The following is a 19,982-nucleotide window of genomic DNA, read 5'->3' as shown; positions in this document are numbered from 1 at the left end:
CTGCTGGCTGCCGGTTGGGTTACTGTCCGTCGATCTGGGCGCCGATATAGGCGATTGCCTGCTGATAGACTGTCGCGGCATTCCAGCCCTGGATGGCGGCGAAGTTCGGCTGGCCCTGTTGATAGCCAGCGCCGGCCTGCCAGCCGTGTCCTCTCAGGAAGTTTGCGGTGGACGCCAGCGCATCGGCCTTCGAGCGGACGAGATCGATACGACCGTCGCCGTCGCCGTCCACCCCGTAGCGGACCACGTTGCGCGGCAGGAACTGCGTCTGGCCGATCTCGCCATGAGCTGCGCCGACGGCCGAGACGGAGAGCTCATTGTTGGCGACGAGTTCGAGCGCGGCATAGAGCTGATCGGTGAAATATTCGGAGCGCCGGCAGTCGAATGCGAGGGTGGCGACAGCGGAAAGCGTGTGCTCCTTGCCCTGGAAACCACCAAAACCGGTTTCCATGCCCCAGATCGCGATCAAAGGCCCGGCGGGCACGCCGTAACGCTGCTCGATCCTGGCGAAGAGGGCGGCGTTGTTCTTCTTCATGCCCTTGCCGCGGGAGATGATCGCGGCGCCACCGCGCTTCTGCATGAACTGGTCGAAGGACAGCTTGTAGCTCTTCATGCCGCGATCGGCCCGGATCGTCGCGGTATTATAGGATACCGAGGAAAAGACCTTGTTCAGCACCGACGGGCTGACGCCCTGGCCGCTGGCCTCCCGCTTGAATTCGTCGATCCACTGCTCGAATCCCGCCGACGTGCTGCTGCATTGGGCCGCTGCCGCGCCGCCTGCCGTCAGGGAAAGTGCCGCCGCCGTCAAAAGTGCCGCCGCCGAGATTCTGGACAGTCGCATCGATGCCTCGTTGTTCGCTTATTTAGTCTTTGCCGCAACATGCCAGCGGGCGCTGATTCTGTCACGTCTCATTCAACTATTCCGGAAGTATTTCCGGCCCGTTACCGGTCACAAAAAGATGAACTGGCCCGCCCGGCACGGATGCGAGGGCGGGCCAGAAGATCGTCTCAGGCTGCGGCCTTCTTCGGCTTGATCAGACCGCGATTGACGAGCAACTCGGCGATCTGGACGGCGTTGAGTGCAGCACCCTTGCGCAGGTTATCGGAAACGACCCACAGGTTGAGACCGTTCTCGACGGTCGCGTCCTCGCGGATGCGGGAGATGTAGGTTGCGTCTTCGCCGGCGCATTCGACCGGAGTGACGTAGCCGCCGTTCTCGCGCTTGTCGACGACGAGGCAACCCGGGGCTTCGCGCAGGATGTCACGGGCCTGGTCTGCCGTGATTTCCTTTTCGAACTCGATGTTGACCGCTTCCGAATGACCGATGAAGACCGGCACGCGAACGGCGGTGCAGGTCACCTTGATCTTCGGATCGAGCATCTTCTTGGTCTCGGCGAGAACCTTCCACTCTTCCTTGGTGTAGCCGTCTTCCATGAAGACGTCGATGTGGGGAATGACGTTGAAGGCGATGCGCTTGGTGAACTTCTTCGCTTCGATCGGATCGGCAACGAAGACGGCGCGGGTCTGCGTGAAAAGCTCGTCCATGCCTTCCTTGCCGGCACCCGAAACCGACTGGTAGGTGGAGACGACGACGCGCTTGATGGTCGCGGCGTCATGCAGCGGCTTCAAGGCGACGACCAGTTGGGCCGTGGAGCAATTCGGGTTGGCGATGATATTGCGCTTCTTGAAATCGACCACGGCGTCGGGATTGACTTCCGGAACGATCAGCGGAACGTCGGCGTCGTAGCGCCAGGCGGACGAGTTGTCGATGACGACGCAGCCCTGCTGGCCGATCTTCGGCGACCACTTCTGCGATACCGCGCCGCCGGCCGACATCAGGCAGATATCGGTGTCGGAAAAATCGTAGTTTTCGAGGTTTTGTACCTTCAGCGTCTTGTCGCCGAAGGAAACTTCCGTGCCCTGCGAGCGGGCGGAGGCCAGTGCCACGACTTCATCGGCGGGGAAACCCCGTTCAGCGAGGATACCCAGCATTTCGCGCCCGACATTGCCGGTGGCGCCCGCGACTGCAATCTTGAAACCCATTTACAAGCTCTCTTTCTGTCTCTCCGCGGGTGGTGAGGGAGGAAGGAAGCCCGAGCGCGCACCTTCCATGTCCCCGGCCTTGCCGGGGAGAGAGCGGTGGCCGGAGACGTCAGACGGTTTTCGTCGTCGTTTTGGCCTTGGTCGTGGATGAAAGGACGGCATACGAAAACATCCCGGCTGCAAGCGCCGGGCCGGACCCTTCAACAATGGATGAGCCGAAGAATTGCATGACCGAATCCTTTTCGCGCCGAGCTAATAAGGCGTTTTTGCCGGGAGTCAAGTAAAAGCGCCGAATTCGCCTGATTGTCGCGCTTTCCGGCCGTCGACGCTTCCTTGCATCGCCGTTACCGGCCGTTCTACGGGAGGGCAATCTCCGGTTATGTCGCTTATGGAATATATATCCGCCATAAAATTCCATTTGCGTCATCATGGTTCGAAGAAGTTAGACTTAAGTCATACGTCCAAAGCATCTCTCTGCTTTTTCCGGATTTCTGCCAGTCTGTTAACAACCTGTACCGCGACAAAACGACCCGGAGGAGCATTGGGCCGGTCGCGTAAAGGGGGATTTATCTTAGTGGAGGAATTACAATGGCAAATGTCGCAGCCGTTAGCGGCTCGCCTCGTGGCATGACCGCCGAGGAACGCAAGGTTATCTTTGCGTCGTCCCTCGGCACGGTCTTCGAATGGTATGACTTTTATCTCTACGGTTCGCTGGCGCTTTATATCGGTGCGACCTTCTTCTCGCAGTATCCGGAAGCGACCCGCAACATCTTCACCCTTCTCGCCTTCGCGGCGGGCTTCCTGGTGCGTCCCTTCGGCGCGCTGGTATTCGGCCGGCTCGGCGACCTCGTCGGCCGCAAGTATACCTTCCTCGTCACCATCCTCATCATGGGCGCCTCGACCTTCCTGGTCGGTTTGCTGCCCGGCTCGGCCAGCATCGGCATCGCGGCCCCGATCATCCTGATCGCGCTCCGCATGCTGCAGGGCCTCGCGCTCGGCGGCGAATACGGCGGCGCTGCGACCTATGTCGCCGAACATGCGCCGCATGGCCGCCGTGGTTTCTACACGTCGTGGATCCAGACGACCGCGACGCTCGGCCTCTTCCTTTCGCTGCTGATCATTCTTGGCATCCAGACGGCCATGGGCCGCGAGGCTTTCGCCGCATGGGGTTGGCGCATTCCGTTCCTTCTCTCCGCGCTTCTCCTGGCCGTTTCGGTCTGGATCCGCATGAAGATGAACGAATCTCCCGCCTTCAAGAAGATGAAGGAAGAAGGCACCCATTCGAAGGCGCCGATTTCGGAGGCCTTCGGCCAGTGGAAGAATGCCAAGGTTGCCATTCTCGCCCTGCTCGGCGCCGTCGCCGGTCAGGCCGTCGTCTGGTATTCCGGTCAGTTCTATGCGCTGTTCTTCCTGCAGAACGTGCTGAAGGTCGATGCCCAGGATGCCAACATCATGGTTGCGATCGCGCTTGCCCTCGGCACCATGTTCTTCGTCGTGTTCGGCTGGCTGTCCGACAAGATCGGCCGCAAGCCGATCATCATGGCCGGCCTGCTGCTTGCAGTCGTCACCTATTTCCCGCTGTTCAAGGCAATGACCGAGTTTGGCAACCCGGCTCTGGCTGCAGCCCAGGCCAATATCCGTGCGACTGTCACGGCCGATCCTGCCGACTGCAACTTCCAGTTCAATCCGACCGGTACGGCGAAGTTCACGACGTCTTGCGACATCGCGACCTCGACGCTCACCAAGAACTCGGTTCCCTATGACGTCGTTGCAGGTCCCGCCGGCTCCGTGGCGACGATCAAGATCGGCGATGCGACGATTGAAGGCTATGACGCGATCAAGTCGGCCGACCAGGCCAAGGCACTCGACGCCAAGATGCAGAAGAGCATCAACGTCGCCTTGCAGGCAAACGGCTACCCGCTGGTTCGCGGTTCGGTAAAGGTTCCCGAATCTAAGCTCGACGCTTTCGTTGCCGCCAATCCGGAACTGGCTCTCGACGCTGCAGCTATCCGTGCGGGTGAAAAGGCCACCGTTGCCACCAGCCAGCTCGTCGCCGACAAGCTGCTGACTGCGGAGGAAGCCGCCGGTGCCACCGACATGGCCGTCTATACGATCGCCAAGGGCGGTGCGTTCAAGATGGTCGCCGATCCGGCCACCGTGAACTGGGTTGGCGTCATCGCCGTGCTGACCGTGCTGATGATCTACGTTACCATGGTCTACGGCCCGATTGCCGCCATGCTCGTCGAAATGTTCCCGACGCGCATCCGTTACACCGGTATGTCGCTGCCCTATCACATCGGCAACGGCTGGTTCGGTGGCCTGCTGCCGGCCACGGCCTTCGCAATGAGCGCCGCCAAGGGCGACATCTACTACGGTCTCTGGTATCCGATCGTCATCGCCGGCATGTCCTTCGTGATCGGCATGATCTTCCTGCGGGAGACCAAGGACAACGACATCAACGCGTGAGGCGTCGAGGTCGAAACGTCGGACAGATCCTGATTTGGGGCAACCCGGTGCTTCGGCGCCGGGTTGCTGCCTTTAGGGAGACGCCGCGATGTCTTGAACCTCTGGTCGGGGTGTGAAACAAGAAACGCCGTGCTTTCAATCCGGCCGGGTTTTTTCATGACAGTGACCATTCGCGACGCCTCGCTGGCGGATCTTTCCGTCATCGCCTCCATTTATGCGGACGCGGTTCTCACCGGCACGGCGAGCTACGAGATTGTGGCGCCGGACGAGACAGAGATGAAGAAGCGTTTCCAGTCGGTCACCAGCCAGGGATATCCCTATATCGCCGCCGTCGACGAGAGCGGGGACGTGCTGGGCTATGCCTATGCTTCGGCCTTCCGCACCCGGCCTGCCTATCGCTGGCTGGTCGAGGATTCGATCTATCTGGCGCCGGCTGCACGGGGCAAAGGGATCGGCAGGCTTCTGCTTGCGGAGCTCGTTGCGCGGTGCGAGGCGCTTGGCTTCCGGCAGATGGTCGCCGTGATCGGCGGCGCCAGCCCCGCCTCTATCGCCGTTCACCAGGCCTGCGGTTTTCGCATGGTCGGCACGCTGACCGGGACCGGATTCAAGCTCGGGCAATGGCTGGATACCGTCTTCATGCAGATCGCGCTGGGCGACGGCAATGCCAGCGAGCCCGATCCGGAGAGCTATCCGGGAACGCTCTTTGCCGGCTGAAGGCCTATTCCACCAGCTTCAGCGCCTTGTCGAACACTTTCAGTACCTGTTTAAGCTCATGCCCGCGTTTCAGGATGCGGCCATCGGCGCCCACCACCGAAAAGGCGCCCTGTTTCGACGCCAGTTTCGGATTCTTCTCGATCCGGTAGAGAGGATACTCGCCCGATCGCTTGAAGACCGAGAAGACCGCCTTTTCCTTCAAGTGGTCGATCGCATAGTCGCGCCATTCGCCCTCGCCGACCATGCGTCCGTAGATCCATAGGATCGCATCGAGTTCCCGGCGGTGAAAGGTGACCGGCAGCGGATCCCGGCTCTGGCGATATTCCTGCAGATCAACGATGGAAGCGGGCCTGCCATCCTGCGTGTGCGGCGGCTGTCCCTGCAAATCCGGCTCATCGGTCATCAAGACTCCTCGACGTCTCCATCGTGACGGATAGGTGACAGTTTGCCTGACCTCCATGAAATTGCAACCCTTCCGCCCGATGGTTCGGATCGCGTTTCCGGCGCAATCAGTTTCGCGTGCGATTTCGGTTCTCGAATTCGGCCAGCAGAAGATCGCGCAGTCTTCCCGCCACCGGCGACATACGTTTGCCTGTCATGCTGATGAGGTGATAGGGCGCGACGCTGATCGGGGCCTTGATGTCGAGTTGGCAAAGACCCGCGCCGGTGGTCTGGCGACAGAGCAGGTCGGAGACCTCCCGCGACATCGGTGCGATCGCGTTCGAGGAGGCAAGCATTGCGATCATCACCAGCAGGGACGTGGTGTTGACGATGTTGTAGGGAATGGGCGCGCCCTGCTCCACGAAGGCTTCCTCGACGGCTTGGCGCACCGGGGCCCCGGGCGCCTGCATGGCCCAGGGAAAATGCACGAGGTCGGCGAAGGTCAGGTGCTCGGCATTGGCCAGCGGATGGCGCTGATGCACCAGAAGATCGACCTCTTCGGCGAGAGAGGCCTGGATGGTGAACTGGCGGGCGTCGATGCCGGCGGGAATGCGCCCCAGGACGAAATCCAGATGACCGGACATGAGGTCCGCGATCAGCGGACCGCTCGGCGCCACATCGACATGAATGTCGGCCGCATCGGTTTCGGCTTTCAGCATGTCAATCGCTGGAACGACATAGCCGACCGCGCCGCCTGTCACCGCACCGATGCGCACCGCGCCGGAGAGCCCGCGCCTGATCGCCTCGACCTCCCGGGCCGCTTCTCGGATTTCCATCAGCAGGTTCTGGGCGCGTCGCGCCAGCGCCCGGCCGATCGCCGTGGGTTCCATGCCTTTCGGCGTACGCGTGAAGACGGGACTGCCGATGATGTGCTCTATCTCGGACAGCATGCGCGACGCCGCCGGCTGGGTGAGCGCAAGGGCGTTGGCGGCCAGGCTCAGCTGCCCGAGGTCGACGATGGCCCGGATGAGATTGAAGTGCTTGGGCAGAAGGCGGCTGGCGATGATGTCGGACATGACGAACATATCGAATATGGTATGAAGAAAGTCAAATAATTCATTTGATCGGTATGTCCGAGCCGTTAAGACTCACCCCAGATCGGGGGCCGCCTGCGCGCGCACCGGTTGTTGCAATGACGGTTGCCAGAAGGAGCTGGGGCCGGATGGATCAGCCAAGGGAGGAATCCATGAAGAAAATCAGCACTCTTATTGCGTCTGTCGCTATCGGCGTGGCTATGTTCGCGTCTGCGGCTCTCGCAGAAACGAAGGGCGTCGTCGGTATCTCGATGCCGACGAAGACCTCGACGCGCTGGATCTCGGACGGCGAGACCATGGAAAAGCTGTTCAAGGACGCCGGCTACACGCCGGACCTGCAATTCGCCGATGACGATATCCCCAATCAGCTCGCCCAGATCGAAAACATGGTCACCAAGGGTGCCAAGGTTCTCGTGATCGGTGCGATCGACGGTACGACGCTGTCGGATATCCTTCAGAAGGCAGCCGATGCCGGCGTGAAGGTCATCGCCTATGACCGCCTCATCCGCGACAGCGGCAATGTCGACTACTACGCGACTTTCGACAACTTCCAGGTCGGCGTCCTGCAGGCCACCAGCCTCGTCAACGGCCTGAAGGAAAAGTTCGCCGACACCAAGCCGTGGAACGTCGAACTGTTCGGCGGTTCGCCGGATGATAACAACGCCTTCTTCTTCTATGATGGCGCAATGTCGGTCCTGCAGCCGCTGATCGACAGCGGCGATATCGTCGTCAAGTCCGGCCAGATGGGCATGGAACAGGTCGGCACGCTGCGTTGGGACGGTACCGTCGCCCAGGCCCGCATGGAAAACCTCCTGTCCTCGACCTATACCGATGCCAAGGTCAACGGTGTCCTGTCTCCCTATGACGGCCTGTCGATCGGCATCCTGTCGGCCCTCAAGGGCGTCGGCTATGGTTCCGGCGATCTCGTCATGCCGGTCGTCACCGGTCAGGACGCCGAACTGCCGTCGGTCAAGTCGATTCTCGCCGGCGAACAGTATTCGACCGTGTTCAAGGATACCCGCGAACTCGCCAAGGTCGCCGTCTCTATGGTCGATTCGATCCTGCAGGGCAAGGAACCGGAAGTGAACGACACCAAGACCTATAACAACGGTGTAAAGGTCGTTCCGTCCTACCTGCTGAAGCCGGTTGCCGTCGACAAGACCAACATCAAGGACGTCATGGTCTCCTCCGGTTACTACACCGCCGAGCAGATCGACAACTGATCCCTCCGGATCGACGCGGGTCCGCGAGATGTCGCGGACCCCATTCCCATCGCATTGAGGGAGCTTGCGCCTTCGGCCGACCTTCGTCGCCGTGCCTGCGCTGGAATTCTGTACATGGATAACATCATTCTCGAGATGCGTGGCATCACCAAGACGTTTCCGGGCGTGAAGGCCCTGGATAACGTCAACCTCAAGGTTCGCGAAGGCGAGATCCACGCTCTGGTCGGCGAAAACGGCGCCGGCAAGTCCACCCTGATGAAGGTGCTTTCCGGCGTTTATCCCGCCGGGACCTACGAGGGTGAAATTCATTTCGACGGCGAGGTCCGTCATTTCTCCACGATTTCCGACAGCGAGGAACTCGGCATCATCATCATCCATCAGGAACTGGCGCTGGTGCCGCTCCTGTCGATCGCCGAAAACATCTTTCTCGGAAACGAAGTGGCCACCCGTGGCGTCATTCACTGGGCAGAGACCTTCTCCCGCACCCAGGATCTGCTTGCCAAGGTCGGGCTGAAGGATTCGCCGACGACCCTGATTACCGATATCGGCGTCGGCAAGCAGCAACTGGTCGAAATCGCCAAGGCGCTTTCCAAGAAGGTGCGCCTGCTCATTCTCGACGAGCCGACCGCTTCGCTCAACGAGACCGATTCCGATGCACTGCTCAACCTGCTGATGGAATTCCGCAAGCAGGGCATGACGTCGATCATCATCTCCCACAAGCTCAACGAAATCCGCAAGGTCGCCGACCAGATCACCATCCTGCGCGATGGCGGGACAGTCGAAACGCTCGACTGTCACACCGGCGATATCAGCGAGGATCGGATCATCAAGGGCATGGTCGGTCGCGCCATGGAGGATCGCTATCCGCCGCGCGAGCCGAAGATCGGCGAGACGCTGCTCGAGGTGAAGAACTGGAACGTCTACCACCAGAACCACCGCGACCGGAAATTCCTTCACGACGTCAATTTCACCGTGCGGGCCGGCGAGGTCGTCGGCATTGCCGGCCTGATGGGCGCGGGCCGCACCGAAACCGCGATGAGCCTGTTCGGCCGCTCCTGGGGGCACAAGATCACCGGCGACGTGTTCATGAACGGCAAGGCGGTGGACGTCAGCACGATCCCGCGGGCGATCGATGCGGGCCTCGCCTACGTCACCGAGGACCGAAAGCACCTCGGCCTCGTGCTGAACAGCAACATCAAGGAAAACACCACGCTGGCCAACCTGCGGGCGGTCTCCGCAAATGGTGTGATCGACGACCGCAAGGAAGCCGCGATCGCCTCCGACTACCGCACCAAGCTGCGCATACGCTCGCACTCGATCTATCAGGAAACCGTCAACCTGTCGGGCGGCAACCAGCAGAAGGTCGTGCTGTCCAAGTGGCTCTTCACCAATCCCGAGGTGCTTATCCTCGACGAGCCGACACGCGGTATCGACATCGGTGCGAAATACGAAATCTACACCATCATCAACCAGCTAGCCGCAGAGGGCAAAGGCATCCTGATGATCTCCTCGGAGATGCCGGAGCTTCTGGGAACCTGTGACCGCATCTACGTGATGAACGAAGGCCGGATCGTTGCCGAGCTTTCGAAGGAAGAGGCGAGTCAGGAATCCATCATGCGTGCCATCATGCGCTCGGGGGAGAAACACTAATGGCAATCGACACAAGAACCGAAACCCCGAAAGTTTCCGTCAGCGATTACCTCAGGAAGAACATTCGCGAATACGGTCTGCTTCTGGCCCTTGTGGTCATCATGCTGTTCTTCCAGTACATGACCGCTGGGGTGCTGTTCCGCCCGGTCAACATCACCAATCTGGTGCTGCAGAACTCGTTCATCGTCATCATGGCGCTCGGCATGCTGCTGATCATCGTGGCCGGGCATATCGATCTGTCGGTCGGCTCGATCGTCGCATTCATCGGCGGCATATCGGCGATCATGCTGGTGAAATGGGGCTGGCATTTTGCCCTGGTGGTGCCACTCTGCCTCGTTCTCGGCGCCGCCATGGGCGCCGCGCAGGGCTACTGGGTGGCCTACCAGAAAATCCCGTCCTTCATCGTGACGCTGGCGGGCATGCTGGTTTTTCGCGGCCTGACCTATGTCGTACTCGAAGGACGTCCGATCGGGCCGTTCCCGAAGGAATTCCAGCTCCTGTCGACCGGCTTCATTCCTGATTTCCTGTCGTTCACCGATCCGGCCACCAGCGATATCAAGAACTATGTCGCGCTCATCGCCGTTCTCATCCTGGTTGCGCTCGCCATCTATTCCGGCATGCGCGAACGCCAGATCAATGAACGTCACGGCACTCCGAACGAACCTTTCGTTTTCTTCGCCGCCCAGATGCTGATTATCAGCGTGGTCGCGATTTTCCTCGGTTTCCAGCTTGCGACCTATCGCGGCCTGCCGAACGTGCTTGTGGTCATGGGTGTGCTCATCGCGCTCTACTCGTTCGTTACCACTCGCTCGACCATCGGCCGGCGGATTTATGCAATGGGTGGCAACGAGAAGGCGGCCAAGCTTTCAGGCATCAATACCGAGCGGCTGACCTTCTATGCCTTCGTCAACATGGGCGTGCTGGCCGCGCTCGCGGGTATGATTATCGCCGCGCGTCTGAACTCGGCGACGCCGAAGGCCGGCGTGGGCTTTGAGCTCGACGTCATCGCGGCGTGTTTCATCGGCGGTGCGTCGGCTTCGGGCGGCGTGGGCAAGATCACGGGTGCCGTTATCGGCGCCTTTATCATGGGTGTCATGAACAACGGCATGTCGATCATGGGTATCGGCATCGACTATCAGCAGCTCATCAAGGGTCTGGTGTTGCTCGCCGCCGTCTTCTTCGACGTCTACAACAAGAACAAGGCAGTCTGAGGTAAAGGCTATGTATCTGTCGCAATTGAAGGGTGGCGGTATCATCTGCCGCCAGGGAGACTCTGCGCGCCTCGTTCCGGGCTTCGCTTCCACCTACGAGTTGGCGAAGAGCGCAGTCGAGGCCGGGATTTCACTCGCGGCGGCCATCGAGCGCCGGGGTGCCGGCGACGCCGTCGACCTCGCCGCGCTCGCAGCCGGCGGCAGGCTCGATTGTCCTGTCCGTCATCCGGATCCGGCCCATATGTTCCTCACCGGAACGGGCCTGACCCACACGGGTTCGGCCTCTGCCCGTGACAGCATGCATGCCGACACCACCGGCATGAGCGACTCGATGAAGATGTTTCGCATGGGCATCGAGGGCGGCAAGCCGAAGCCGGGTGAGCAGGGGGTGCAGCCGGAGTGGTTCTACAAGGGAACCGGTGTCAACGCGATCGCGCCGGGCGAGGCCCTGGTGTCGCCGTCCTTCGCTCTCGATGGCGGTGAGGAGCCGGAGATTGCCGGCTTCTACCTGATCGGCGAGGACGGCACGGCGTTCCGCATCGGTTTTTCGCTGGCGAACGAGTTCTCCGACCACGTCACGGAAAAGATCAACTACCTCTATCTTGCCCATTCCAAGCTGCGGCCAGCCTCCTTCGGTCCGGAACTTCTGGTGGGTGAACTGCCGGAACACGTAACCGGCGCCTCGCGCATCCTGCGCGACGGCAAGGTGATCTGGGAAAAGCCTTTCCTTTCGGGCGAGGGCAACATGTCCCACACCATCGCCAACCTCGAATATCACCATTTCAAGTACGACCTCTTCCGTCAGCCGGGCGATCTTCACGTGCACATGTTCGGCACGGCGACGCTTTCCTTCGCAGACGGCATCAAGACACAGGACGGCGACGTATTCGAAGTCAGCGCGACCCAGTTCGGGCTTGCGCTCAGCAATCCCCTGAAGACCGCGGCCGAACAGATGCCGGCGGTCAAGGCCCTCTGAGAGCGGCCTGCGGACAAAATCGGGCGGCATGAGCCGCCCGCCCTTCGACCAAACAGAATCGAGACAAGCCATGAGCGCTTTCAAACCGGCAGCTTGGCCACGCAGACTGAGATCCCAGGAGTGGTACGGCGGCAACTCGCGTGACAATATCTATCACCGCGGCTGGCTGAAGAACCAGGGCTACCCGCACGACCTGTTCGACGGGCGCCCGGTGATCGGCATCCTCAACACGTGGTCGGACCTTACGCCCTGCAACGGCCACCTTCGCGAACTCGCGGAAAAGGTCAAGGCGGGTGTCTGGGAAGCCGGCGGTTTCCCGCTCGAAGTGCCTGTCTTTTCCGCTTCGGAAAACACTTATCGTCCGACCGCGATGATGTACCGCAACCTCGCGGCTCTCGCGGTGGAAGAGACGATCCGCGGCCAGCCTCTCGATGGCGTCGTGCTTCTCGTCGGCTGCGACAAGACCACGCCGTCGTTGCTGATGGGTGCGGCCAGCGTCGATCTACCGGCGATCATGGTCTCGGGCGGTCCGATGCTGAACGGCTATTTCCGCGGCGAGCGCGTCGGTTCCGGCACGCATCTGTGGAAGTTCTCCGAGGCGGTCAAGGCCGGCGAGATGACCCAGGAGGAATTCCTGGAGGCAGAGGCCTCGATGTCGCGATCGACCGGTACCTGCAACACGATGGGCACGGCCTCGACCATGGCGTCGATGATGGAATCTCTGGGCATGACGCTCTCCGGCAACGCCGCCATTCCGGCTGTCGACAGCCGTCGCCGCGTGATGGCGCAGCTTTCCGGCCGCCGTATCGTGCAGATGGTGAAGGACGACCTCAAGCCTTCCGACATTCTCACCAAGGCTGCCTTCGAGAACGCGATCCGGACCAATGGCGCGGTCGGCGGCTCGACCAATGCCGTCGTGCACCTTCTCGCCATCGCCGGTCGTATCGGCGTCGACCTGACGCTCGATGACTGGGACCGGCTTGGCCGCGACATCCCGACCATCGTCAACCTGATGCCGTCGGGCGAGTATCTCATGGAAGAATTCTTCTATGCGGGCGGCCTGCCTGTCGTCCTGAAGATGCTCGGGGAGTCGGGCAAGCTTCACAAGGATGCGCTGACGGTCTCCGGCGGTCCGATCTGGGATGAGGTGAAGGACGTCCGCAACTGGAACGAAGACGTCATCCGTCCCGTCGAGCGGGCCCTGACGCAGCATGGCGGCATTGCCGTGCTCAAGGGCAATCTGGCGCCGAAGGGCTGTGTACTGAAGCCGTCGGCTGCTTCCGAGCACCTGATGCAGCATCGAGGCCGCGCCGTCGTTTTCGAGGACATCGACGACTACAAGGCGAAGATCAACGACGAATCTCTCGATATCGACGAGACCTGCGTCATGGTGATGAAGAACTGTGGTCCGCGCGGCTATCCGGGCATGGCGGAGGTCGGCAACATGGGGCTGCCGCCGAAGGTTCTGCGCAAGGGCATTACGGACATGGTCCGTATCTCGGACGCACGCATGTCCGGCACGGCCTATGGCACCGTCCTCCTGCATACCTCGCCGGAAGCCGCTGTCGGCGGTCCGCTCGCGGTGGTTCGCAACGGCGACATGATCGAGATCGATGTCGCCAACCGGCGCGTCCATCTCGATATCCCGGACGAGGAACTGCAGCGCAGGCTTGCCGCTTGGCGGCCGGCAGCGGAAGCGCCGATCGGCGGTTACGCGCGCCTCTTCCACGATCACGTGGAAGGTGCCGATACCGGCGCCGACTTCGACTTCCTGAAGGGTTGCCGCGGCAGCGCCGTCGGCAAGGACTCGCACTGAGGAGAGCCCCATGACGAAGCGTATTCCGCTGGCGCTCGTGGGCGTCGGCAAGATTGCCCGCGACCAGCATATTCCCTCGATCGCCGGGGGCATGGATTTCGAGCTTGCCGCAGCCGTCAGTCGGCACGGCAAGGTCGATGGCGTCGAGAATTTCGAGAGCTTCGAAACCTTTCTCGCCGCCCGTCCGGACGTGACGGCCGTTTCGCTCTGCACACCGCCGGAAGTCCGTTTCGACATGGCGAAAAAGGCGATTGCCGCCGGCCGCGACGTGCTGATGGAAAAGCCTCCCGCCACTACGCTCGGCGAAGCCGAAGCGCTGACGGCGCTTGCCGCCGAGGCGGGCGTGACGCTGTTTGCCACCTGGCACTCCCGCTTTGCGCTCGGTGTCGAACCGGCGCGACTCTGGCTTTCGGACAAGATCGTCAAGGGCGTGTCGATCGTCTGGAAGGAAGACGTGCGCCGCTGGCATCCCGGTCAGGCCTGGATCTGGGAGCCAGGCGGTTTCGGCGTGTTCGATCCCGGCATCAATGCGCTGTCGATCCTGACTGCCGTCGTACCGGGTCCGATCCTTGTCGAACGCGCGGCGCTGGAATTTCCGGAAAACAGGAAGCAGCCGATTGCAGCCTCGATCGCCATGCGCACCGTCGATGGGGCTCCCGTAGGCGCCGAATTCGACTGGCGCCAGGAAGGCCCGCAGACCTGGGACATCACGATCGAGACCGATAAGGGCTCTTTGCGTCTTTCAAAGGGCGGTTCGGAACTCTATATCGGGGATGCGCTCCACACGGCAGGTCCCGACCGGGAATATGCCGGCATCTACGAGCGCTTCGGCGCGCTTGTCCGCGCCCGTGAAAGCGATACCGACTACCAACCGTTGAGACTCGTGGCGGATTCCTTCCTCTGCGGCGAACGGAAGGTGGTCGCTTCCTTCGAAGATTGACCATAACGAGGAGGCCCTGCCTTGGCCTATACACTGACCGGAAAGCACCTGATCGCAGGCAACTGGGTTGCAGGTAACGAAACCTTCGACTCTTCGCCGGCTACTGGCCCCGTCCGCTCCTTTTCCACCGGCACGGCCGCGCTGGTCGATCGGGCGGCTAAGGCTGCCGAGGAGGCCTTCGAAACCTACGGCTATTCGAGCCGCGAATCCCGCGCCGCCTTCCTGGAGGCGATCGCAGAGGAAATCGATGCGCGTGGCGATGCGATCACAGAGATCGCCATGCAGGAAAGCGGCCTTCCCGAAGCCCGGCTCATCGGCGAGCGTGGCCGCACCGTCGGCCAGCTCCGGCTGTTTGCCGCCCATATCCGCAAGGGCGACTATCTCGATCGCCGCCACGATGAAGCGCTTCCCGACCGCAAGCCGCTGCCGCGTCCGGATCTGAAGCTCGTCCAGCGTCCGATCGGGCCGGTCGGCGTGTTCGGAGCCTCGAATTTTCCGCTCGCCTTTTCAACGGCCGGGGGCGACACGGCGTCGGCGCTGGCTGCCGGCTGCCCGGTTGTCGTCAAGGGCCATGAAGCGCATCCGGGCACGAGCGAAATCGTCGCTCAGGCGATTGATGCCGCGATCAAGCGCACCGGCGTCCATCCTGGCGTCTTCTCGCTCGTGCAGGGCGGAAGCCGCGAGGTCGGAACCTCGCTCGTCCAGCATCCGCTGGTCAAGGCCGTTGGCTTCACCGGTTCGCTGGGCGCCGGTCGCGCACTCTTCGATCTCTGCGCGCGCCGTCCCGAACCGATCCCGTTCTTCGGCGAACTCGGTTCCGTCAACCCGATGTTCCTACTGCCGGCAGCGCTTGCCGCCCGCGGCGAGGCGATCGCCAAGGGCTGGGTTGGTTCGCTCACCACCGGCGCTGGCCAGTTCTGCACCAATCCCGGCATCGTCGTGCTGACGGAAGGGACCGATGCGGACACTTTCACGGCCACGGCCGAGCAGGCGCTTGCACAGGTCGGTGCGCAGACCATGCTGACGGATGGCATTGCCGATGCCTATCGCAAGGGTGCCGCCCGTATCGCCGCTGTCGAGAATGTCCGCTCTGTACTGACTTCGACCTGCGATCTGCGCAACGCCAAGCCGTATCTCTTCCAGACGACGGCCGAAAACTGGCTGGCGAACCATGAACTCGGCGAGGAGGTCTTCGGTCCGCTCGGCATCATCGTGACGGCCAAGGATGCCGACGAGATGGTGGCGCTCGCCCGCAGCCTCGAAGGACAGCTCACCTCGACGCTGCATCTCGATGCCGGCGACGAGCCGATCGCCGGTCGCCTGCTGCCGGTCCTCGAGCGCAAGGCAGGTCGCATTCTGGCAAACGGCTTCCCGACGGGAGTCGAGGTGGCCGACGCCATGGTGCATGGCGGTCCCTACCCGGCTTCCACCAATTTCGGCGCGACCTCCGTCGGCACGATGGCGATCCGGCGGTTCCTCCGTCCGGTTTGCTATCAGGACATTCCGGTCGCCCTTCTGCCCGAAGACCTGCAATAAAAGGATGACTTGCCGCCCATGACCGGTTCGCCGTTTGCCGCCCTCGTCGATTGGGGAACCAGCAATTTCCGCCTCTGGATCGTGAATGCCGAAGGCGGTGTTCTGGCGGAGCGTCAGTCGGATGACGGCATGGGCAGGCTCGAACGGGATCGTTTCGGTCCCGTCCTGGAAAGCCACCTGCAGGCGCTTGCCGCGCCCGCAGGCCTTGCCGCCGTTGTCGCCGGCATGGCGGGCGCCCGCAGCGGCTGGCTGGAGGCGCCTTATGTCGAGACGCCGGCTCCCCTCGACGGTCTTTATCGCGACGCTGTGACGCCGGAGTATTCCAGCCGCCGGGTTTTCATCCTGCCGGGTGTCTGTCAGAGGATTGCTGGCGCCGAGGATGTCATGCGAGGGGAGGAAACCCAGCTTTCCGGTGCCGTCGCTTCCGGGCTGCAGAACGGTCTGTTCTGCCTGCCCGGCACCCATTCCAAATGGGCGGATGTCAGGGATGGCGCGGTTTCACGCTTCACCACCGCCATGACCGGGGAACTTTTCCAGCTTCTCAGCCGACAGTCGATCCTTCGGCTTTCTGTCCCGGAGGATGCGCGTGCCGATGCCGAACACGCGGCTTTCGCCGCTGGTGTCGACGAGGCGACCGACCCGCATTTTTCCTTGACGACCCGCCTCTTCTCGATCCGGGCGGAAAGCCTGCTGGGTTCGGCCGATGGAACGGCTGCGATCTCCCGCCTCTCCGGCCTGCTGATCGGCGCGGAAGTCGCCGCCATGAACCGGCGCTATATGCCGGAAGGCGAGGTGCACATCATCGGTACGGGCGCTCTCGCCCGCCTTTATACCAGGGCGCTCGGACTGTCCGGCATTCGCGCCTCGGCGCTCGATGGAGGCGAACTGGTCCGGAAGGGATTGTTCGCCGCCGCCCGCGCCCTCGTTTCCGTCGCCTGAAGGAGTGACAAGTCATGACCTCTTCCTCCATCTCGTCCGTCGCCTGGCCGAAGCTGAAGCGCAACCTCGTCGCGATCCTGCGCGGCGTCCGACCGGATGAGATCGAGGCGATCGTCGATGCGCTGGTCGAAGCCGGATTCGAGGCGATCGAAGTGCCGCTGAATTCGCCGGATCCGTTTGTCTCGATCGAGAAGGCGCGCCGGCTTGCGCCTGCCTCCTGCCTGATCGGCGCCGGAACTGTGCTCGACGTCGCCAATGTCGACCGTCTCGCCGACGTCGGCGGCAATCTTCTCGTCACCCCCAATGTCGAGCCGGATGTCATAAGGCGTGCGGTCGACCATGGCATGGTTACCATGCCGGGCGTCTTTACCGCCACGGAGGCGCTGCTTGCCGCGAAATCCGGGGCGGCGGCGCTCAAGTTCTTCCCCGCGAGCGCGCTGGGTGCGCAGGGCATCAGTGCGATTCGTGCGATCCTGCCGCCGACACTGCCGATCGGCGCCGTCGGCGGCGTTTCCGAAACCGATTTCGCCGCCTATCTGAAGGTCGGCGTCACCTGTTTCGGTCTCGGTTCCAGTCTCTACAAGCCCGGATATGATGCCCGGGCCGTTGCCGAACGCGCGATCAAAACCGTTGCCGCCTATGATGAGACGGTCGCCGGCGCCTGACATCCTGGGGTCCAGAAAAGAGAGGAGTTAATCTTTTCTCTTTTTGTCCAGTTTAAAGTTGACTCTTCTTGTTCACTTAATATTGTCCCTCCGTTCGCGGCGCATACGGGGATCGGTCGCTGCGGACCTTTGGACAGGCATGAACAGGAGAGGTCTATGCAGCGGCGGAGCGATCAACCGGCGGTCGGAGTAAATTCGGGACGGCGTTCGGCAAAGGGAATATGTCAATCCCTTCTTGCCGGCGTCGCAACTCTGGCCGTCCTTGCGGCAGCCGCGAGTGCGGTTGCCCAGGAACCCGCTCAGGACGGATCGACCGAGCTGAAGCCGATTGTCGTCACCGGCAAGAAGGAGAGCGCCGTCGGTCCCGATGCGACGGTGGTGGCGACCGAATCGGCCACCGGCACGAAGACCGACACTCCGATCCTCGACACTTCAGCCTCTGTCTCCGTGGTGACGCAGAAGGAAATGGAGATGCGGGGGGTCGATAATCTGCAGCAGGCCCTTTCCTATACCGCAGGCGTTCTCGGCGACGAGTTCGGCTCAGACGACCGCTATGACTATCTTCGTATTCGTGGTTTCGACCAGACGGCGCTCGGCACCTATCGCGACGGCCTGCCTGCCCGCATCCCGGCATGGTTCACGGCGAGCCGTCTTGAGCCCTATGGTCTGCAACGGGTGGAGGTGCTGAAGGGCTCGACTTCCACGCTTTTCGGCCTTAACGGCCCGGGCGGGCTGGTCAATGCCATCACCAAGCGCCCGCAGGATGAGTTTCATGCGGAAGTCTACACCACCTTCGGCGACGAACACATCGAGACCGGCACCGATTTCGGTGGCCCGATCGGCGACAGCGATGTCTGGAGCTACCGGTTCACCGGCAAGTGGCAGGACGCGGCCAACAGCTATGACTATTCCAACGACGACCGGCTCTATATCGCGCCGGCCCTGACCATCAAGCCCGAGGAAGGCACTTCGCTCACCATCCTGACGGATTATTCGAAGCGTGAAAGCAGCCTCTCCTACGGCTTTATCGACGGCGTCGACATCGACCTCGATACCTTTCTGGGCGAGCCGGAATTCAACAAGTTCAATACGGAGCAGACCGATGTCGGCTACCAGTTCGAACACGAGTTCGACAACGGCCTGACTTTCCGGCAGAACGCCCGCTACAGCCATATCGATCTCGACTATGAGCAGGTCTATGGCGGCACGACCGATCCGGCCGACGATCGCACAGCGTTTCAGGTCTATAGCAGCGGCTATCGCTTCACGATCGACAATCAGCTTCAGTACGATGCGAGTTGGCAGGCGTTCGACAGCAAGACGCTGCTCGGTCTCGACTACACCTATGACAATACCCGGGAAGATATCGACAGCGGCACGGTGCCGGGTATCGACATCTACGATCCCGTCTATTGCGGCCGAAGCTGCATCACCCTCGGACCGTATGTCGACTGGCGCGTGAAGCAGAAGGCTCTCGGTATCTACGCACAGGAAGAGCTGACCTTCGACGATCGCTGGATCCTGACGCTCGGCGGCCGCTACGATCATGTGAACACCGTAGCCGACTATCTGGATACCGGACTGCAGGACGACGATACCGCAGAGGCCTTTACCTCGCGGGTCGGCCTTACCTACAAGATCAACCCGGAACTCGCCGTCTACGCCAATTATTCGGAGTCCTTCCAGCCGCTCGTCACGCCGGGTGCCAACGGCTATTCGGTGGAGGGTTCGCTGAAGCCGCAGGAGGGCACTCAGTATGAGGTCGGCCTCAAGTACCGGCCGGAAAGCATCGATGCGCTCTTCACGCTCGCTCTCTTCGATCTCAAACAGACCAACGTTCCCACCTATGTGACTCCGACCGTGCAGCGCCAGATCGGCGAGGTTCAGGTGCGGGGCGTCGAACTCGAAGGCAAGATGGCGCTCAACGATCGCCTCAACCTCACGCTCGCCTATTCTTATTGGGATGCAGAAATCCTGGAGGACGGTCTCAGCGGCAATGCCGGCAATCGACCGGATCGCGTGCCGGAGCATATCGCTTCCGCCTGGCTCGATTATACGATCCCAGGTGACGGATTTCGGGGCGATCTGACGTTTGGTGCCGGCGTCCGGTATGTCGGCCAGACCTTCGGCGACGCGGAGAACACCGTATCCGTCGATGGTTATACCGTGGTCGATGCGGCGGTGAACTACAAGGTGACGGACAATCTCAATCTTGCCGTCAACGCTACCAACCTGTTCGACCGCGAATACCAGACGACCTGCTACTATGGCACCTGCTACTATGGCGACCGCCGGAAGGTCGTCGGTACGCTGAAGTACACCTGGTGA

General features: G+C 61.7%; 16 protein-coding genes. 12 read left to right on the top strand and 4 right to left on the bottom strand.

Annotation, left to right across the window (positions count from 1 at the left end):
* Positions 1-19: 19 nt before the first annotated feature.
* Positions 20-841, bottom strand: a complete 822-nt coding sequence (locus ACLBKR_RS18195) for a lytic transglycosylase domain-containing protein (RefSeq protein WP_113425431.1) — start codon at positions 839-841, stop codon at positions 20-22.
* 167 nt (positions 842-1,008) lie between these two features.
* A complete protein-coding gene (locus ACLBKR_RS18190) occupies positions 1,009-2,043 on the bottom strand; it encodes an aspartate-semialdehyde dehydrogenase (RefSeq protein ID WP_113425432.1) in 1,035 nt (344 codons plus the stop codon).
* Positions 2,044-2,631: 588 nt separating this feature from the next.
* Here ACLBKR_RS18190 and ACLBKR_RS18185 point away from each other — a divergent pair.
* On the top strand, positions 2,632-4,509 hold the full coding sequence (locus ACLBKR_RS18185) for an MFS transporter (RefSeq protein ID WP_113338063.1): 1,878 nt from the start codon (positions 2,632-2,634) through the stop codon (positions 4,507-4,509).
* Positions 4,510-4,665: 156 nt separating this feature from the next.
* Positions 4,666-5,223, top strand: a complete 558-nt coding sequence (locus tag ACLBKR_RS18180; protein ID WP_113447545.1) for a GNAT family N-acetyltransferase — start codon at positions 4,666-4,668, stop codon at positions 5,221-5,223.
* Positions 5,224-5,227: 4 nt separating this feature from the next.
* On the opposite strand, the gene ACLBKR_RS18175 is transcribed toward ACLBKR_RS18180, so the two are convergent.
* Positions 5,228-5,626 (bottom strand): DUF2794 domain-containing protein, encoded by a 399-nt coding sequence (locus ACLBKR_RS18175; RefSeq protein WP_112830622.1) that lies wholly within the window; start codon positions 5,624-5,626, stop codon positions 5,228-5,230.
* A 106-nt stretch (positions 5,627-5,732) separates the two neighbouring features.
* The gene (locus ACLBKR_RS18170; protein WP_113338273.1) at positions 5,733-6,680 is read right to left on the bottom strand and encodes a LysR family transcriptional regulator; all 948 of its coding nucleotides are present in this window, start codon (positions 6,678-6,680) and stop codon (positions 5,733-5,735) included.
* Between the two features lie 170 nt (positions 6,681-6,850).
* On the opposite strand from ACLBKR_RS18170, the gene chvE reads away from it, so the two are divergent.
* From chvE to ACLBKR_RS18120, 10 genes are all read left to right on the top strand, one after another.
* Positions 6,851-7,921, top strand: coding sequence for a multiple monosaccharide ABC transporter substrate-binding protein (chvE, locus tag ACLBKR_RS18165; protein ID WP_112830621.1), 1,071 nt, complete (start codon positions 6,851-6,853; stop codon positions 7,919-7,921).
* Positions 7,922-8,035: 114 nt separating this feature from the next.
* Positions 8,036-9,571 carry a multiple monosaccharide ABC transporter ATP-binding protein gene (gene mmsA, locus ACLBKR_RS18160; RefSeq protein WP_112830620.1) on the top strand — a complete coding sequence of 512 codons (1,536 nt, stop codon included), beginning with the start codon at positions 8,036-8,038 and terminating at the stop codon, positions 9,569-9,571.
* On the top strand, positions 9,571-10,782 hold the full coding sequence (gene mmsB / locus ACLBKR_RS18155) for a multiple monosaccharide ABC transporter permease (RefSeq protein ID WP_112830619.1): 1,212 nt from the start codon (positions 9,571-9,573) through the stop codon (positions 10,780-10,782). The genes mmsA and mmsB overlap by 1 nt, the downstream gene beginning before the upstream one ends.
* A 10-nt stretch (positions 10,783-10,792) precedes the next feature.
* Positions 10,793-11,758: an AraD1 family protein gene (gene araD1, locus ACLBKR_RS18150; protein ID WP_113338065.1), complete on the top strand. Its 966-nt coding sequence runs from the start codon at positions 10,793-10,795 to the stop codon at positions 11,756-11,758.
* A gap of 70 nt (positions 11,759-11,828) precedes the next feature.
* Positions 11,829-13,574 (top strand): L-arabinonate dehydratase, encoded by a 1,746-nt coding sequence (gene araD, locus ACLBKR_RS18145; protein WP_112830617.1) that lies wholly within the window; start codon positions 11,829-11,831, stop codon positions 13,572-13,574.
* A gap of 10 nt (positions 13,575-13,584) precedes the next feature.
* Complete coding sequence (locus ACLBKR_RS18140) at positions 13,585-14,514, top strand: Gfo/Idh/MocA family protein (RefSeq protein WP_113447505.1); 930 nt, start codon at positions 13,585-13,587, stop codon at positions 14,512-14,514.
* Positions 14,515-14,535: 21 nt separating this feature from the next.
* A complete protein-coding gene (locus ACLBKR_RS18135; protein WP_113447504.1) occupies positions 14,536-16,050 on the top strand; it encodes an aldehyde dehydrogenase (NADP(+)) in 1,515 nt (504 codons plus the stop codon).
* Between the two features lie 18 nt (positions 16,051-16,068).
* Positions 16,069-16,989, top strand: a complete 921-nt coding sequence (locus ACLBKR_RS18130; protein ID WP_113447503.1) for a 2-dehydro-3-deoxygalactonokinase — start codon at positions 16,069-16,071, stop codon at positions 16,987-16,989.
* A 14-nt stretch (positions 16,990-17,003) separates the two neighbouring features.
* Entirely contained in the window at positions 17,004-17,654 is a 651-nt protein-coding gene (locus ACLBKR_RS18125; RefSeq protein WP_113438899.1) for a 2-dehydro-3-deoxy-6-phosphogalactonate aldolase, read from the top strand.
* A gap of 156 nt (positions 17,655-17,810) precedes the next feature.
* On the top strand, positions 17,811-19,982 hold the full coding sequence (locus tag ACLBKR_RS18120) for a TonB-dependent siderophore receptor (RefSeq protein WP_113486272.1): 2,172 nt from the start codon (positions 17,811-17,813) through the stop codon (positions 19,980-19,982).

The sequence above is a fragment of the Paenirhizobium cremeum genome (genome assembly GCF_047553425.1).
GTDB lineage: Bacteria > Pseudomonadota > Alphaproteobacteria > Rhizobiales > Rhizobiaceae > Allorhizobium > Allorhizobium cremeum.
Note: the sequence above shows the minus strand (reverse complement) of the source record. Positions and strands in the feature narration are given on the sequence as shown.

Excerpts from the sequence above, each read along its gene's own strand:
- mmsA (WP_112830620.1), top strand. The coding sequence starts at position 8,036 with ATGGATAACATCATTCTCGAGATGCGTGGCATCACCAAGACGTTTCCG.
- ACLBKR_RS18120 (WP_113486272.1), top strand. The coding sequence starts at position 17,811 with ATGCAGCGGCGGAGCGATCAACCGGCGGTCGGAGTAAATTCGGGACGG.
- araD1 (WP_113338065.1), top strand. The coding sequence starts at position 10,793 with ATGTATCTGTCGCAATTGAAGGGTGGCGGTATCATCTGCCGCCAGGGA.
- ACLBKR_RS18195 (WP_113425431.1), bottom strand. The coding sequence starts at position 841 with ATGCGACTGTCCAGAATCTCGGCGGCGGCACTTTTGACGGCGGCGGCA.
- ACLBKR_RS18190 (WP_113425432.1), bottom strand. The coding sequence starts at position 2,043 with ATGGGTTTCAAGATTGCAGTCGCGGGCGCCACCGGCAATGTCGGGCGC.
- ACLBKR_RS18175 (WP_112830622.1), bottom strand. The coding sequence starts at position 5,626 with ATGACCGATGAGCCGGATTTGCAGGGACAGCCGCCGCACACGCAGGAT.
- ACLBKR_RS18130 (WP_113447503.1), top strand. The coding sequence starts at position 16,069 with ATGACCGGTTCGCCGTTTGCCGCCCTCGTCGATTGGGGAACCAGCAAT.
- mmsB (WP_112830619.1), top strand. The coding sequence starts at position 9,571 with ATGGCAATCGACACAAGAACCGAAACCCCGAAAGTTTCCGTCAGCGAT.
- ACLBKR_RS18140 (WP_113447505.1), top strand. The coding sequence starts at position 13,585 with ATGACGAAGCGTATTCCGCTGGCGCTCGTGGGCGTCGGCAAGATTGCC.
- araD (WP_112830617.1), top strand. The coding sequence starts at position 11,829 with ATGAGCGCTTTCAAACCGGCAGCTTGGCCACGCAGACTGAGATCCCAG.
- ACLBKR_RS18180 (WP_113447545.1), top strand. The coding sequence starts at position 4,666 with ATGACAGTGACCATTCGCGACGCCTCGCTGGCGGATCTTTCCGTCATC.
- chvE (WP_112830621.1), top strand. The coding sequence starts at position 6,851 with ATGAAGAAAATCAGCACTCTTATTGCGTCTGTCGCTATCGGCGTGGCT.
- ACLBKR_RS18185 (WP_113338063.1), top strand. The coding sequence starts at position 2,632 with ATGGCAAATGTCGCAGCCGTTAGCGGCTCGCCTCGTGGCATGACCGCC.
- ACLBKR_RS18170 (WP_113338273.1), bottom strand. The coding sequence starts at position 6,680 with ATGTCCGACATCATCGCCAGCCGCCTTCTGCCCAAGCACTTCAATCTC.
- ACLBKR_RS18125 (WP_113438899.1), top strand. The coding sequence starts at position 17,004 with ATGACCTCTTCCTCCATCTCGTCCGTCGCCTGGCCGAAGCTGAAGCGC.